Below are 14,764 nucleotides of genomic sequence, written 5' to 3' on the forward strand. Positions count from 1 at the left end.
ATTAGATTGCACACAATCCAGTTCGCCGGGTGGCCCGGCCGCACCTGCAGGGAGTACCCGTGTCGTTCCGTGTCGTGACCACCGGCCTGAAGTTCAGCGAGGGGCCGGTCGCGCTCCCGAACGGCGACGTCCTCGTCGTCGAGATCCACCGCGGCACCCTGACGCGGGTCTCCCCCGACGGCACCCACACCATCGTCGCCGACGTCGGCGGCGGTCCGAACGGTGCGGCGATCGGCCCCGACGGCCGCGCCTACATCGCCAACTGCGGCGGCATGTACGCCTTCGAGGTCGCGGGCTATACGTTCGCCGGCGGCATCCCGGAGACCTACCAGGGCGGCTCGATCCAGGCGGTCGACCTCGAGACCGGCGAGGTCGAGACGCTCTACACCGAGTGCGACGGCCTGCAGCTGCGCGGGCCGAACGACATCGTGTTCGACGCCCACGGCGGCTTCTACTTCACCGACCATGGCAAGAGCGACGGCATCAGTGCCGACCGTGGCCGGATCTTCTACGGCAAGGCCGATGGCTCCTCGATCAGCCTGGTCGCCGCTGACATGAACCAGCCGAACGGCATCGGACTCTCACCCGACGGGTCCCGCCTCTACGTGAGCGAGACCTACACCGCCCGTGTCTGGTGGTGGAGCGTCACCGCTCCGGGCGAGATCGTCGGCGGCCAGACCCTGGCCGGCTCCGGTGGCGGCAACTTCCTCTACGCGTCCCCCCACATGCGCTACTTCGACTCCCTGGGGGTCGAGGCCAACGGCAACATCTGCGTCGCATCGATGGTGAACCCCGGGATCCTGGTGCTCTCGCCCGAGGGCGAGCTCGTCGAGTTCGTCAGCATCGACACCGACGCCGACCCGGGCATCACCAACATCTGCTGGGGCGGCCCGGACCTGAAGACGGCGTACGTCACGGCCGCGAGCACGGGCAAGCTGCTCGCGCTCGACTGGCCGCGCCCCGGCCTGAAGCTGGCGAACCAGGCGGTCGAGGTCAACGCCTGACGCGCGCCTCGCGGGCGCGCACGAGAGCGGTGAGCGTGGCGTTGACCGGAGCGGTGCGGCCGAACTTGGCGGCCTCGCGGGGCACGGCGCCGTTGATCACCCCGATCTCGCTGACCCGGCCGGCCTCGAGGTCGAGCAGTGCGGACGGCTTGGCCGCGGGCATCTGGGCGCCGAAGGCGCGCACGTGCTCGACGGGGTCGGGCACGTCGATGCGGATGCCCAGCGCCTGCGCGGTCTCCCACGCCTCGACGGCGGCGGCCCGGCTGACCGGGCCGACCTCCCGGTCGTCCATGACCTCGCCGACGGTGAGGCCGGTGAGGGCGCAGGGCGCGCTGTAGGCGACGTTGCAGATCAGCTTCTCCCACTGCATCGCGGCGATGTCGCAGACCGCGGCGGCGTCGAAGCCGCCGGCCCGCCACGCCTCCGCGACGGCCTCGACGGCCGCCGGGTCGAGCCCGTCGTACGACCCGAAGCGCAGCGCCTTCATCGCGTTGTGGTGGGCCTGGCCGGGTCCGCGGAGCGAGGCGCCGAAGCCGCTCGCGATGCCGACGGCCAGCCGGTCGCGACCGAGCTCGTCGGCGACGCCGTCAGCGGAGCCGAGGCCGTTCTGGATCGTGACCACCGTGGTGGTGTCGCCCACGAGCGGACGCGCCTGGGCGGCGGCGCCCCGGGCGTCTGAGGCCTTGACCGCCAGCACCACCAGGTCGACCGGTTCCTCAGGCGCCGACGTGAAAGCGCGCACCGACGCCCGGTGGTCGCCGTCGGGACCGGCGAGGCGCAGGCCGTCGGCGTTGATCGCGGCGACGTGGTCGCCCCAGGTGTCGGTCACGAGCACGTCGTGGCCGCCGAGCGCGAGGCGAGCGGCGTACACCGAGCCCATCGCGCCGCAGCCGACCACCGCGATGCGCATCAGGCCACCAGCCCGGCGATCTCGTCGGCGAGGCCTGGCTTGGCCTCGAGGCCGAAGCCGGGCGCCTGGCTCGGGTGGATGAGCCCGCCCTCGAGCTTGCAGTCCGGGCTGTAGCCGCCGAACGGCTCGAACACCCCGGGGTACGCCTCACAGCCACCGAGACCGAGGCCGGTGACGATGTGCAGGTTGATGAGGTGGCCGCCGTGCGGGTACGCCGCGGCTCGACCGACGCCGTGCTCCTCCATCAGCGCGATCATCCGCGCGTACTCGGTGAGGCCGTAGCTGAGGCCGGCGTCCATCTGGAAGACGTCGCGGTCGGGGCGAACGCCGCCGAAGAGCAGCAGGTTGCGCACGTCCTGCGTCGAGAAGAGGTTCTCGCCGGTGGCGATCGGGCCGGCGTAGGCCTCGGCGAGCCGGCGGTTGAGGTCGTAGTCGAGCGGGTCGCCCGCCTCCTCGTACCAGCGCAGGTCGAGCCCGTCCATGGCGCGCGCGTAGGCGAGCGCCTCGTCGCGGTCGAAGCGGCCGTTGGCGTCGACGGCGACGCCCGCGCCGCCGCCCATGACCTCGACGGCGGCCTCGAGCCGGGCCAGGTCATCGGCGAGCGGGAGGCCGCCGATCTTGATCTTGGTCGCGGCGTAGCCGATGTCGCGGTAGCCGGCGAGCTCGTCGCGCAGCTCGGCGATGCCCTTGCCGGGCGCGTAGTAGCCGCCGGCGGCGTACACGGGCACGCCGTCGTACGCCGGGGTGCGGCCGTGCGCCCGCGCGATCGTGACGTGGGCGGGCTCGTCGTGGTGCTTCGCGAGCAGGTCCCAGCAGGCGAGCTCGACGGCGCTCGCGGCGGCGGCGCGGTCGCCGTGGCCGCCGGGCTTCTCGCCCTGCATCATGCGGGCGAGCACGAGCGCCGGGTCGAGCAGGCCGTCGGCGCCGAGGAGCGAGTCGGGGTCGGCGTCGAGCACGCGCGGCACCATCCGGTCGCGGAGGATGCCGCTCTGCGCGTGCCGGCCGATCGAGTTGAACGCGATGCCGACGAGCGGGCGGCCGTCGCGCACGACGTCGGTCACGACCGCGACGAGGGAGACAGTGTGGCCCGCGAAGCTCACCACGGCGTTGGCGACGTCGCCGCTCAGCGGTACGGCGACCTCTCGGATCTCGACGATGCGCATGGCCACCCTTTTCGGCGTCTCCCGACTTAGCGTTCGCTAAGGGTAGACCATGTCTTCCGCGAGCGCGACGTACTGGGCGGCCAGCACCTCGGGGTCGGGCCGGCCGCCGTCGGCGTACCAGTCGGGGATCGAGATCGTCATCGTGACGATCGCCCGCGCGGTGACCCGGTCCGGGACCAGGTCGGGGTGGCCGGCCCCGCCGCGGCACTCGACCACCGCGTCCTCGAACATCTGTCGCACCCGGCGCCGCTCCTCGAGCATTTCCCCCGCGGCCGGCTCCTCGAGCGCGCGCGGCTCGTTGGTCGCCAGGTAGGCCCACGGCATCCGGCGGACGTGGAAGAGCACCAGGCTCGAGACCAGGTTGGTCAGGCGCTCCTGCGGCGTGGCGCCCTCGGCGTCGGCGGCCGCGCAGCGGGCCACCATCTCCCCCATCGCCAGCCGCATCAGCTTGACCAGCAGGTCCTGCTTGCTCGGCACGTGGTGGTAGAGGCCGGCCACGGTCATGCCGCAGCGTTCGGCGATCATCCGCATCGTCGAGCCGTGGTAGCCGCGCTCGACGAACAGCTCGAGGCCGGCGAGCGACACCTGGTCGACGGCGAGCTCGTCGTACTCGCGCCAGTGCGCGAAGTCCGGTACGGCGAACGCAGCGGGCTCCTGCTCGACCGTCACCTCCAGGGCCGCCGAGAGAGCGGCGATCCGCTCCGCCCCCGGCCGGCTCTTGCCGTGCTCGAACTCGCTCAGCGAGGACGGGCTCATGCCCACCTGCAGTGCGAGCTCGCGCAGGCCGAGCCCGCGCTCGACCCGGGCGGCCCGCATCCGGGACCCGAGAGGTGCGCTCTGCGCGCGTCGTCCTGTCACGGCGCACACGCTAACCCGGTCGAGCCGCGCGTGGGCGCCGCACGCCGCTCGATGTTCGGTGAGAACTTAGCGTGCGTTCGCTCTTGACCGAACGAACAGGCGTGACTACCGTCACGTCAGGCGACGACGCCGATGAACCTGAAAGGCGGCAGCACAATGGCGAACACCGAGTTCGAGATCCGCGGACTGTGCCACCTCGCGCTGGTGTGCGAGGACATGGAGCGCACCGTCGACTTCTACACGAACGTCTTGGGCATGGAGCTGAAGAAGACCATCGCCATGCCGGGTGGCGGACAGCACTTCTTCTTCGACATGGGCAACGACTCCTACCTCGCGTTCTTCTGGTTCCCCAACGCCCCGAAGAAGGCGCCGGGCATCGCGTCCGCCGAGTCGCTCCCCGGCCTCGGCGACATCGCCACCGCTCACGGATCGATGAACCACGTGGCGTTCACCGTGCCGCTCGAGAAGTTCGACGAGTACAAGGCACGCCTGGACGCCAAGGGTGTGCAGACCGGACCGGTCCTCAACCACGATGACAGCGAGCGCGGCGTCGCCGCCGAGATGCACGACGGCGTGTTCGTCCGCTCGATGTACTTCTTCGACCCGGACGGCGTGCTGCTCGAGTTCGCAGCCTGGACCCGCGAGCTCAACGAGGACGACGTCAACCTGGCCCCGGTCAATGCTGAGGGCGTGCCGTCGACCGCCGTCGGAGCGTGACGATGAGCGACGTCCTCGTCTTCGCCGAGGAGTTCTTCGACGCCGTCTCCCGCGGTGACATCGACGCGGTCAGCGCCTGCTACCGCGACGACGTGACCGTCTGGCACAACTACGACGACGTCGACCAGACCAAGGCCGAGAACCTCGCCACCCTGGGCAGCATCCCCGACCGCTACGACGAGTTCGGCTACACCGACGCCCGCACGGTCGGCCTCGACGACGGCTTCCTGCGCCAGCACGTCATCGTCGCCACCCGCGACGGCAAGACCGCCCACGTCCCCGCGATCCTGCGGGTCTACGTGGAGGACCGCGCGATCCACCGGATCGAGGAGTACTTCGACCGCGGTTCGCTCCTCGCCCAGCTCTCCTGACTCGGACCTCCGACTCACAGCATCCCGAGCCCGCCGACTACCCGTTTGTCGGCGGGCTCGGCGCATTTCGGCGTACCCACGGAATACTCCAGTCATGAACGCGCCGACGTCCGTCGACGGCGTCCTCTCGCGGCTGCGGGAGATCGACGCTGCACTGCCTGCCCACGACGGGGTCGCGGTGTTCAACCGCATGTACCTCACTGTCACCGAGCGGATCGCCCTCCTCATCGCCGACCCGGACCCGGACCAGAGGTGGTTCCGGGACGCGGAGACGATGGCCGCACTGGATGTCGGCTTCGCCAACCACTGGTTGGCGGCGCACGACGCGGACGCGGCGGGGCGCCGTGTCACTTCGGCGTGGAGGCCGCTGTTCGACGCACGTCGCGGCGGACGACTCCCCGTGCAGTACGCCGTGGCCGGCATGAACACGCACATCGAGCACGACCTGCCGATCGCCGTCGTCGACGTCTGCCGCACGCGCGGGCTCGAGCCTGACGACGTCCACGCCGACTACGAGGGTGTCAACAGGATCCTCGCCCAGGTCGAGTCCTCGATCCGGCGGTCTTTCCTGGATGCGGTCGGACGACACGTGGACGACCACGTCGGCCCGGTCGTCCACCTGATCAGCACCTGGAACATCGACAAGGCACGCGACCTCGCCTGGATCACCGCCGAGACGATCTGGGCGCTGCGCCGCACGCGGTTCCTGCGCGGTCGCTTCCTCGACGGCCTGGGGCACACCGTCGGCATGACCTCGCGGGCGCTGCTCATCCCCACCGACTGACTGGGTCGCCCAGGGCCCGAGACATCCGCGGGCAACTCGGGATCATGCTGACCAGCAGCACTACGCCCACTGGCGCGACCAGCGGTCGCCGCGTCCCTCCAGCGCCGAAAGGCGGCGCCGAGCTCGACGATGTGTGTACGTCGTCTGCACGCGACCGGCGACTGCAAGCAGCTGCGGACAGCACGCCCCGGCTCACGGGAAGTAGGAGTGCACCTCGTCGGCGACGGCGGCCAGGGCGGCGGCGATCTCGGCCCGGGTGGCGTCGTTCATCCGGTCCTGCGGCGAGGCGACGTTGAGCGCGTAGCGAGCGCCGCCGTACTCGCCGAGGGGGACGGAGACGGAGGCGACGCCGTCCTCGCTCTCGGCCTCGCTCGTGGCGTAGCCGCGCTGGCGGGCGTCGGCGACCTGCTTGAGCAGGACGGAGCGCTTGGTGACGGTGTTCGCGGTGACGCGGGCGAGCTTCTCGTCCGGGTAGAGGCGGCGGATCGCGTCGTCGTCGAGCATCGTCAGCAGCGCCTTGCCGGACGACGTGGAGTGGGCGGGCATCGACATGCCGAGGCGGGAGCCGACGCGGACGGCGCGCGGGCTCTCGACGGCGTCGACGAAGGAGACCGTGCTGCCGTCGAGGCGGCTGAGGTGGACGGTCTCGCCGAGGCCGGAGGAGAGGCGCTCGAGGTAGGGGTGGAGCCGGGCGCGGACGTCGACCTGGCGAAGCACCGAGAACGCGATCGTGGTCAGCGACGGTCCGGGCTCGTAGGCGCGAGAGCCCTCGGGCTGACGGACGAAGCCGCGGTAGAGCAGCATCGCCATCAGGCGGTGGGCGGTGGAGGTCGCGACGCCGAGGTACTCGCTGACGTCGGTCAGCCGGATGCTGCGCCGCTCCCCCAGGAGCAGCAGGATCCGCAGCGCGTTGTCGACCGACTCGATGGGGTACTGCGGCCGGTTCGCGTCATCCCCCGTGGTCACCGGGGAACTCTAGCGTCGAGATCGCCCAGCAAGTGGTCGACGGCGACGTGCGCGTGCACCCGCACGTTGTCGAGCAGCGACGCGTCGTCGGCGTAGAACGCCGGGTGGTGGTTGGGCGCGAGCCCGCGACCACCCTCGACCGGCAGCACCCGGTCACCGTCCATCCGCGTGTCCTGCACGCCATAGGTCAGGTAGAGCCCGCCGTAGGCGCTGACGAGCTCGGCCATGTCGTCGGAGCCCATCACCGGCTCGACGGGGACGACGCGCTCCGCGCCTACCGCCCGCTCGAGCGTCGGGCGGGCGGCGTCGAACCAGGCCTGCTCGTTGCGCACCGCCGGGATCTCGAAGTGGTAGTCCAGCTCCGCCGTGCAGCCGTACGCCGCCGCAGAGTGCTCGGCCAGCCGTTCGAACCCGGCCTTGAGCGCCGGCATGTCCTCCTGGCGGCTGCTGCGCATCGTTCCACTGAGGGTCACGCTCGCGCCGATGATGTTGCAGCGGCCGACGTCCTCGACGTGCCCGATCGAGACGGCCACCGGGCTGGCGGCCGGCACCTGCCGGTAGAGCTGGCTCGCACCGAGGATGACCTGCGCGGCCGCTGGCATCGGGTCGACGCCCAGCCACGGCGCAGCGCCATGCGTCTGCACGCCGCGGATGGTGACGTCGACGGCGCACGCCGCGGCGAACTGGTTGCCGACGTGGTAGCCGATCACGCCCTTGGGCAGGTAGACGACGTGCATCGCGAAGACCATCGTCGGCTCGACGCCGTCGAGCGCGCCCGCGTCGAGCATCGCCTTGGCGCCCGCGATCTCGCCGATCGGCGCGCCCTCCTCGGCGGGCTGGAAGAAGAACACGACCGTGCCCGGCAGCTTGTCCCGCACTCCCGCGAGCACCCGCGCTGTGGTGAGCACGGTCGCGACGTGGCAGTCGTGGCCGCAGGCGTGCGAGACCGGCCCCACGCCGTCCGCACCCTCCACCGGCAGGGCGTCCATGTCCGCGCGGAGCGCGATCACCCGCTCCCCCGGCAGCCCGCCCCGAAGCACCCCGACGACGCCGTGGCCGGAGATCCCGGTGCGCACCTCGTCGAGGCCGAGCTCACGCAGCTGTGCGGCGACGTACGCCGCCGTCTGCTCCTCGCGGTTGCTCAACTCCGGGTGTGCGTGCAGCCAGGCGCGGCTGGCGATCAGCCACTCCTCGTGCTCGGCGCACGCCTCGTCGACGAGCCGATGCAGCTCGCTCATGACGCCGCCCCGTACCACTCGCGCAGCGCGCCCTTGGTGACCTTGCCCGACGCGTTGCGGGGCAGCTCGGTGACGACCTCGAGCACCGTCGGCAGCTTGTAGCGGGCCAGGTGACCGGACGCCCACTCCCGCACGCCGTCCAGCTCCAGCTCCGCCCCGTCGCGGGGCACGACGACGGCGACAGGCGTCTCGCCCCAGCGTTCGTGCGGCCGGCCGATGACGCTGACCTCGGCGATGCCGGGGTGCCCGGCGAGGACGTTCTCGACCTCGGCACAGTAGATGTTCTCCCCGCCCGAGATGATCATGTCCTTCGCCCGGTCGACCACGTAGACGAAGCCCTCGTCGTCGACGCGCACCAGGTCCCCGGAGTGGAACCAGCCGCCGGCGAACGCCTCGGCCGTCGCCCCCGGGTTGCGCCAGTAGCCGAGCATCGTGCCGGGCCCGCGGTAGACGATCTCGCCGACCTCGCCGGCGGCGACGTCGACCATGTCGGGGCCGACGACGCGGGCCTGCACGGCGGGAACGGGCTTGCCGACCGACCCGAGCTTGCGCAGCGCGTCCTTGCCCTCGAGCACGCAGGTCACCGGGGACATCTCGGTCTGCCCGAAGAGCGCGACGTTCGACGAGCCGACGAACACCTCGGCCATCGTGCGCAGCAGCGTGTCCGTTGCCGGAGCAGCGCCCCAGCCGGTCACCCGCAGGTCGGCGAGGTCGCGCGGCGACCGCTCCTGCTCGTCGCAGAGCGCCTGCCACTGCGTCGGCACGAGGAAGACCGACGTCACGCGCTCGCGCGCCATCAGGTCGAGCACCTCGGCGGCGTCGAACGCACCGGTCGGGAGCACCGCGATCGTGGCGCCGACCATCAGCGCCGGCGCGACGCTGCCGATCGCGCCGATGTGGAAGAGCGGCGACGCGCAGAGGTTGACCTCGCCGTCGAGGCGGAACCCGAACGCCATCAGCAGGGTCGCGCTCTGCGACGCCAGGTTGCGGTGCGTGAGCACGGCACCCTTCGGCCGTCCGGTCGTGCCGGAGGTGTACATGATCAGCGCCGGCGAGTCCTCCGCAACGTCGACGTCGGGAGCCGGCTCGCCCACCTCCAGGAGCAGGCCGTCGTACGCCGGCCCGTCGAGGACAGTCACCGGGAGCGACGACTGCGCCGCCGCCTCGACGGCGACCTGCGCGGTGCCCTCGTCGACGAAGAGCAGTGCGGCACCGCAGTCCTCGAGCACGTAGGCGACCTCACCGGCGCTGAGCCGGAAGTTCAGCGGCACCGCGATCGCGTCGAGGCGGTTGACCGCCACCAGCAGCTCGACGTACTCCGGCCGGTTGCCCATCAGGATCGCGACCCGGTCGCCGGCGCCGACGCCCCGGCGCGCGAGCGCACCCGAGAGCGCGACGACGCGAGCCTGGAGCTCCGCCCAGGTCGTGGGCGCGCCGCGGAACGTCAGCGCAACCAGGTCGCCCCGCTCGACCGCATGCCGAGCGACCTGGTTGACCCAGTGCTGCCGGCGGGCCAGTGCGATCTGGTCGAGCGGGTCGGCCACGGTCACTCGCCGACGCCCGGGAACCGCGACGAGACCCATGCCGCGATCTCGTCGGCCACCTTGTCGCGCGCGCCGGCGGGCTCCAGGAAGTAGTGGTCGCCCGGCAGGTCGATGCGGGTCTTGTCGGTGCTCGCGATCGCGTCGTGGATCCGGTTCGCGTCGCTGGGGAAGACACCGGTGTCGCCGTCCGGGTTCACCACCAAGGCCGGCACTGTGACGTTGCCCAGGTGCGCCTCGCCACGGCACGGCGAGTCCTCGAGGCTCCACATGTTCAGCCAGTTGCGCAGCGTGGTCTGGCCACCGATGCCGTGCCCGCCCTTGTTCGCCGCCTCGGTCGGGCCGCGGTAGCACTGTCCTGCCGGCCGGTCGGTGGGCTCGATCGTCGGGTCGACCATCCGCGGGTCGGCCCACGTGCGCAGCACGCTGAAGGGCTGGTCGGCGTACCCGAGCGCGGTGATGCGCTCGAGCTCGGCGCGCGCCCAGCGGGTGATCCGGTGGTTCCGCTCGACCTGGGCGGCGCGGTAGCGCTCGAGGAACTCAGGTGAGTACGGCGGGCCGTTCTCCGGGTTGAAGAGGTCGAGGGAGGGGTCGGTCGAGGTGATGTCGTGCTCGTCGATCACCGAGGCGTCCAGCCAGTCGGTGAGCACGTCGGGCCGGCCCAGGTGCGCCGCCAGCGAGACGTAGCCGTCCGCGGGGACGAGGTCGAGGTCCGAGTCGACGGCGTGCGACTGGTAGAGCGCCATCAGCGAGCCGCCGCCGGAGTTGCCGAGCAGGATCACCTGGTCGACGCCGGCCTCCTCCTTCAGCCAGCGCACGCCGACGCCGATGTCTGTCAGCGCCTGGTCGAGGACGAAGTTCCACTCGTAGCCGCGGAACCGCGTGTTCCAACCGAGGAAGCCGACCCCGCGCTCGGCCATGAACTCGGCGAGGTAGTGCTCGGAGAAGTCGATCTGGTAGTGCGTGGCGATCATGGCGACGCGCGGACGGGTCCCGGCGGGCGTGTAGTAGATGCCCTGGGTCGGATAGCCGCCGGCCCCGGCGCGGTTGGCGCCCGGGGAGAGGCTGCTGACGAACTGCGTGTCGATGGTCGTCATGAGTTCACAGTCACCTCATCCAGCGTCTTGAACCTGGCGAACTTCTTCAGGTACGCGAACTGGTGCGCGATCCGGTCGTTGAACATGGGATCGACCAACCGGCCCTCGTCGTCGAAAGCCTGGAACGCGAAGTTGACCAGCACCTCCGGCGGCGGCACGACCATCGCCCGGCTGTACATGAACATCTGGCGCAGGTCGACCTGCGCCCGCGCGGTGCCGATCTTGCTGCCGGACGCACCCATCAGCGCGACCGGCTTGTCCATCAGCACGCAGTTGAAGAGCGGGAACGCGATCCAGTCGAGCATGTTCTTGAGCACGCCCGGGACCATGCCGTTGTACTCCGGCGTCGCGATCATCACGGCGTCCGCCGCGGCCACCTCGGCGCGCAGCTGCTGGACCACCGCCGGCTCGTTGCCGGTCAGGTCCTCGTTGAAGAAGGGGATCTCCGGCAGCAGGTCGCTGATGTGGACCTCGACGTCCTCCGGAGCGAGTGCCGCCGCCGCCTCCAGCAACTTGCGGTTCCACGAGTCCGCGCGCAGGCTCCCCGCGATCGCCCACACCTTCAAGCGTTCCTCACTCACAGCGCCCCTCCTAGGTATGCGTTGACAACAAGGGCGTCACCGGCCACCTCTGCCGGTGAGCCCAAAGCGATGCGCTGCCCGAAGTCGAGCGCGCAGACACGGTCAGAGATGCCCATGACCATGGACATGTCGTGCTCGACGAGCAGGATCGCGACGCGGAGCTCACGGTTGACCCGCTGGATCGTGGCCGCCATCTCGCCCGTCTCGTCGTGGTTCATGCCGGCCACCGGCTCGTCGAGCATGATGAGCCGCGGCTCAGCCGCGAGGACGCGCGCCAGCTCGACGCGCTTCTGCGTGCCGTGCGGCAGCGATCCCACGGGCGCGGCGAGCAGGTCGGTGATGTGCAGCAGCTCCGCGTAGTGCTCCACGGCGGCGGCGGCCTCGCGTTCCTCGCGGGCCGACCGACCGATCCGGATCATGCACCCGAGCGCCCCGGCCCGCATGAAGCCGTCCCGGGCCAGAAGCAGGTTCTCCTGGACCGTCATCGCCGGGAACACGTCGACGTTCTGGAAGGTCCGGGCGATCCCCTTGCGCGCGATCCGGTGCGGCTTCAGACCGATCAGCTGGTCGCCGGCGAACCGGATCGAACCCGACTGCGGCTTGTAGACCCCGGAGATGCAGTTGAAGAGCGACGACTTGCCGGCGCCGTTGGGACCGATCACCGAGAACAGCTCGCCCTCGCGCACCGAGAACGTGACACCGTCGATGGCTCTCACACCGGAGAAGCTCAGGGAGAGGTCCTCGACGTCGAGCAGGTTGGTGGTCTCAGGCATGGCTGCCGGCTCCTTCCGACGCGCTGACACCGAGGTAGAGGGCGGCGATCTCGTCGTCGTCGCGCAGGTCCGCGGCCGCGCCCGACCGAACGATCCTGCCGCTCTCCAGAACATAGCCGTGCTGGGCGATGGAGAGTGCCATGGCGGCGTTCTGCTCGACGAGGAGGATCGACGTCCCCTCATCGCGGATGTCGAGGATGATGTCCCGCACCGTCTCCACGATCTTCGGGGCCAGGCCCAGGCTCGGCTCGTCGAGCAGCAGAACCGTCGGCTGGGACATGAGCGCCCTGCCGATAGCGAGCATCTGCTGCTCGCCGCCGGAGAGGTAGCCGGCCTTGCGGTCCATCAGGTCGTGCAGGCGTGGAAGGTGGCTCAGCGCCCGTTCGAGAGCCTCGCGGGCCTGCGCCTTCCGGTACCGCCGGACGTGACCGCCCGCGGCGAGGTTCTCGGCGACAGTGAGGTCGGGAAAGACCTGGCGACCCTCGAGCGCCTGGGCCAGACCCCTCCGAACGCGAGCCGCCGGACGGTCGGACGTGACGTCGGAGCCGAGGAGCTCGACCCGACCGGAGGTGATGACGCCGCCGTGCACGTGGAGCAACCCGGAGACCGCACGCATCAGGGTGGACTTGCCGGCTCCGTTCGGTCCGAGCAGGGTCACGATCTCGCCACGGGGAACCATCAGGTCGATCCCGGTGAGGGCGGTCGCGGCGGCGCCGTACCGGACGCTCAGGTCGGTGACGGCGAGTGCGGGCTCGCTCATCGCGCACTCCTCTCGCGGCGCGTGCGCGCCCAGTGGAACGGTCGGCGGACAAGCGCGTTGAGCCCGCGGGGCTCGAAGAGCAGGACCAGCAGGATCGCGGCTCCGAACAGCATCTGCGAGAGCAGTGGCGCGGTCAGACCGCCGTCGACCTTGGCGTCCTGGGACACGAAGGGGACGTAGGTGGACAGCCAGTTCACGGCCTCGGGCATCGCCTTGTAGAAGAGCGCGCCCAGAAGAGCACCGGCGATCGTGCCGGCGCCGCCGATCACGGCCATCGCGATGAAGTCGATGGACAGCGTCAGGGACCACTGTGCCGGCGTCACGTAGCCCATGTAGGCCGCGAGCAGCGAGCCCGATACGCCAGCGAACGCCGACGAGATCGCGAACGCGGTCGTCTTGGTCCGGGTCACCGGGATGCCGACCACACCCGCGGCGAGGTCCTTGTCGCGCACGGCCATGAACGCCCGCCCGAGCCGGGACCGCTTGATGTTCCATGTCACCACCATGGCGACGAGCAGGACCGCGAACGCGAAGTACCACCAGGCCTGGAAGAGCGTCAGCACCTGGGTGTCACCGGACCAGTAGCCGTCGAGCAGGTCCTGCCCGTTGATCACGACCGGCGCCGCGACGCGCCCTCCGGAGCCGCCGGTCAGGTCCGTCCACACCTCCCACACGTAGGAGGCGATGAAGACCAGGCCGAGGGTCGCGACACCCAGGTAGTGGCCACGCATCCGGACGGCGATCGGGGCGAACAGGGCACCGCCGATCCCGGCGACGACCGCCGAGGCGGGGAGCCAGACCCAGAACGGCTGCCCGTGGTCGACGCCCAGCCAGGCTGCGGTGTAGGCACCGATCGGCATGAAGGCCGCGGTGGCGATCGACACCTGGCCGGCCAGGCCCATGACGATCTGGATCCCGAGCACGCCGACAGCAGCGATCAGCGCGAAGATCCCGACGCCCATCCACTGGTCGGAGCTCACGAGCAGCGGGACGGCCAGCATCAGCACGACCCAGGCCGCGACGGCCCAGGGACCCCGGCGTCGCTGTGACGGACGGCGGAAGCCGGGGGCGACCTCGGCGGTGGTCTCAGGAGTGGAGACGGTGGCTGTCATCGGTTCACACCCTTTCGATGCCGCGGCTGCCGAAGAGGCCGTACGGACGGAGCACGAGGACGACGAGCATGAGCACGTAGGGCAGCACCTCGTGCAGCCGACCGCCGCCGTAGTCGGTGAGGTATCCGGCGCCGAGCACCTGGATCAGGCCGACGACCAGGCCACCGACGACCGCGCCGACGAAGGAGTCGAGGCCACCGATGACGACGGCCGGGATCGCGGCGAGCGCGACCAGGCCGATCGTCGGCGACACGATGCGGGGGAACGAGGCCAGGAAGATGGATGCGACGACGGCGAGGGCAGCGGCGATCCCCCACGACAGCGCGAACATCCGGCCCACGTCGATCCCTTGCGCGGCGGCCGCCTCCTGGTGGCTCGCGGTGGCTCGGAGGGCCAAGCCGTAGGAGGTCCACCGGAAGAAGACGAGGAGTGCGAGCAGCACCAGGATCGACGTGCCGATGGTCGCGATGCCGCTGTAGGTCAGCACGACGTCGCCGATCTCGACGGTGCCGGATCCCACTGGACCGGCCGAGCCCTTGGTGCCGACACCCCAGACGACCAGCACCAGGGCGTGCACGATCACCGCAAGGGCGAGCGTGGCGAGGATCAGCGCCGTCGGCGACGCGGAGACGAGCCGGCGCAGGAGCAGCCTCTCTGCCACGAGCGCCAACGTCACCGTCACGACGACCGACCCGATGAACGCCATCCAGTAAGGCAGGTGCGGCATCAGCGCGACCACGACGTACGCCCCGACGGCGACGAACTCACCGTGGGCGAAGTTGAAGGTGTTCGAGCCCTTGGTCATGATCACGAACCCGAGGGCGATCAGGGCGTAGACCATGCCCAGGGCGACGCCCTGGAACCCGAGCTGCAAGAAGAGTGTCATCGA

The 14,764-nt window shown here is 70.7% G+C and carries 16 protein-coding genes; 4 read left to right on the forward strand and 12 right to left on the reverse strand.

All coding sequences use genetic code 11. The features are described from left to right. The first annotated feature begins 59 nt into the window (after positions 1-59). Entirely contained in the window at positions 60-1,004 is a 945-nt protein-coding gene (locus HZF07_RS08695) for an SMP-30/gluconolactonase/LRE family protein (protein WP_181644953.1), read from the forward strand. Here HZF07_RS08695 and HZF07_RS08700 read toward each other — a convergent pair. Genes HZF07_RS08700 through HZF07_RS08710 form a run of 3 tightly spaced genes read right to left on the reverse strand, consistent with a single transcriptional unit; the run spans position 994 to position 3,935 of the window. Further along, positions 994-1,914, reverse strand: a complete 921-nt coding sequence (locus tag HZF07_RS08700; protein ID WP_157340956.1) for a ketopantoate reductase family protein — start codon at positions 1,912-1,914, stop codon at positions 994-996. The two genes, HZF07_RS08695 and HZF07_RS08700, sit on opposite strands and share 11 nt — an antisense overlap. Next, positions 1,914-3,077, reverse strand: coding sequence for an enolase C-terminal domain-like protein (locus HZF07_RS08705; RefSeq protein ID WP_157340958.1), 1,164 nt, complete (start codon positions 3,075-3,077; stop codon positions 1,914-1,916). The genes HZF07_RS08700 and HZF07_RS08705 overlap by 1 nt, the downstream gene beginning before the upstream one ends. Before the next feature lie 36 nt (positions 3,078-3,113). After that, positions 3,114-3,935 (reverse strand): TetR family transcriptional regulator, encoded by an 822-nt coding sequence (locus tag HZF07_RS08710; RefSeq protein WP_157340960.1) that lies wholly within the window; start codon positions 3,933-3,935, stop codon positions 3,114-3,116. Positions 3,936-4,091: 156 nt separating this feature from the next. Between HZF07_RS08710 and HZF07_RS08715 the strand changes: the two genes are divergently transcribed. The 3 genes from HZF07_RS08715 to HZF07_RS08725 all read left to right on the forward strand — a co-directional run bounded on the left by HZF07_RS08715 (position 4,092) and on the right by HZF07_RS08725 (position 5,807). Next, positions 4,092-4,652, forward strand: a complete 561-nt coding sequence (locus HZF07_RS08715) for a VOC family protein (RefSeq protein ID WP_198346367.1) — start codon at positions 4,092-4,094, stop codon at positions 4,650-4,652. Positions 4,653-4,654: 2 nt separating this feature from the next. Next, positions 4,655-5,023, forward strand: a complete 369-nt coding sequence (locus tag HZF07_RS08720) for a nuclear transport factor 2 family protein (protein ID WP_157340964.1) — start codon at positions 4,655-4,657, stop codon at positions 5,021-5,023. A 94-nt stretch (positions 5,024-5,117) separates the two neighbouring features. After that, a complete protein-coding gene (locus HZF07_RS08725) occupies positions 5,118-5,807 on the forward strand; it encodes a DUF5995 family protein (protein WP_157340966.1) in 690 nt (229 codons plus the stop codon). Positions 5,808-5,999: 192 nt separating this feature from the next. Here the strand turns inward: HZF07_RS08725 and HZF07_RS08730 are convergent, their stop codons facing one another. Genes HZF07_RS08730 through HZF07_RS08770 form a run of 9 tightly spaced genes read right to left on the reverse strand, consistent with a single transcriptional unit; the run spans position 6,000 to position 14,761 of the window. Next, complete coding sequence (locus HZF07_RS08730; protein WP_181644954.1) at positions 6,000-6,773, reverse strand: IclR family transcriptional regulator; 774 nt, start codon at positions 6,771-6,773, stop codon at positions 6,000-6,002. Next, positions 6,770-8,011 (reverse strand): M20 metallopeptidase family protein, encoded by a 1,242-nt coding sequence (locus HZF07_RS08735; protein ID WP_157340968.1) that lies wholly within the window; start codon positions 8,009-8,011, stop codon positions 6,770-6,772. The genes HZF07_RS08730 and HZF07_RS08735 overlap by 4 nt, the downstream gene beginning before the upstream one ends. Further along, positions 8,008-9,555, reverse strand: a complete 1,548-nt coding sequence (locus HZF07_RS08740; protein ID WP_220131835.1) for a long-chain-fatty-acid--CoA ligase — start codon at positions 9,553-9,555, stop codon at positions 8,008-8,010. Before HZF07_RS08740 ends, HZF07_RS08735 begins: the two co-directional genes overlap by 4 nt. Before the next feature lie 2 nt (positions 9,556-9,557). Next, positions 9,558-10,649 (reverse strand): alpha/beta hydrolase, encoded by a 1,092-nt coding sequence (locus HZF07_RS08745; RefSeq protein WP_157340972.1) that lies wholly within the window; start codon positions 10,647-10,649, stop codon positions 9,558-9,560. Next, the gene (locus tag HZF07_RS08750) at positions 10,646-11,230 is read right to left on the reverse strand and encodes an NADPH-dependent FMN reductase (protein ID WP_157340974.1); all 585 of its coding nucleotides are present in this window, start codon (positions 11,228-11,230) and stop codon (positions 10,646-10,648) included. The genes HZF07_RS08745 and HZF07_RS08750 overlap by 4 nt, the downstream gene beginning before the upstream one ends. Next, a complete protein-coding gene (locus tag HZF07_RS08755) occupies positions 11,227-12,003 on the reverse strand; it encodes an ABC transporter ATP-binding protein (protein ID WP_157340976.1) in 777 nt (258 codons plus the stop codon). The genes HZF07_RS08750 and HZF07_RS08755 overlap by 4 nt, the downstream gene beginning before the upstream one ends. Next, on the reverse strand, positions 11,996-12,763 hold the full coding sequence (locus HZF07_RS08760) for an ABC transporter ATP-binding protein (protein ID WP_157340978.1): 768 nt from the start codon (positions 12,761-12,763) through the stop codon (positions 11,996-11,998). Before HZF07_RS08760 ends, HZF07_RS08755 begins: the two co-directional genes overlap by 8 nt. After that, positions 12,760-13,875, reverse strand: a complete 1,116-nt coding sequence (locus tag HZF07_RS08765; protein ID WP_157340980.1) for a branched-chain amino acid ABC transporter permease — start codon at positions 13,873-13,875, stop codon at positions 12,760-12,762. Before HZF07_RS08765 ends, HZF07_RS08760 begins: the two co-directional genes overlap by 4 nt. A gap of 4 nt (positions 13,876-13,879) precedes the next feature. Beyond that, the gene (locus HZF07_RS08770; protein ID WP_157340982.1) at positions 13,880-14,761 is read right to left on the reverse strand and encodes a branched-chain amino acid ABC transporter permease; all 882 of its coding nucleotides are present in this window, start codon (positions 14,759-14,761) and stop codon (positions 13,880-13,882) included. Positions 14,762-14,764 lie beyond the last annotated feature (3 nt).

This window comes from Nocardioides agri, assembly GCF_013778305.1.
Classification (GTDB): domain Bacteria; phylum Actinomycetota; class Actinomycetes; order Propionibacteriales; family Nocardioidaceae; genus Nocardioides; species Nocardioides agri.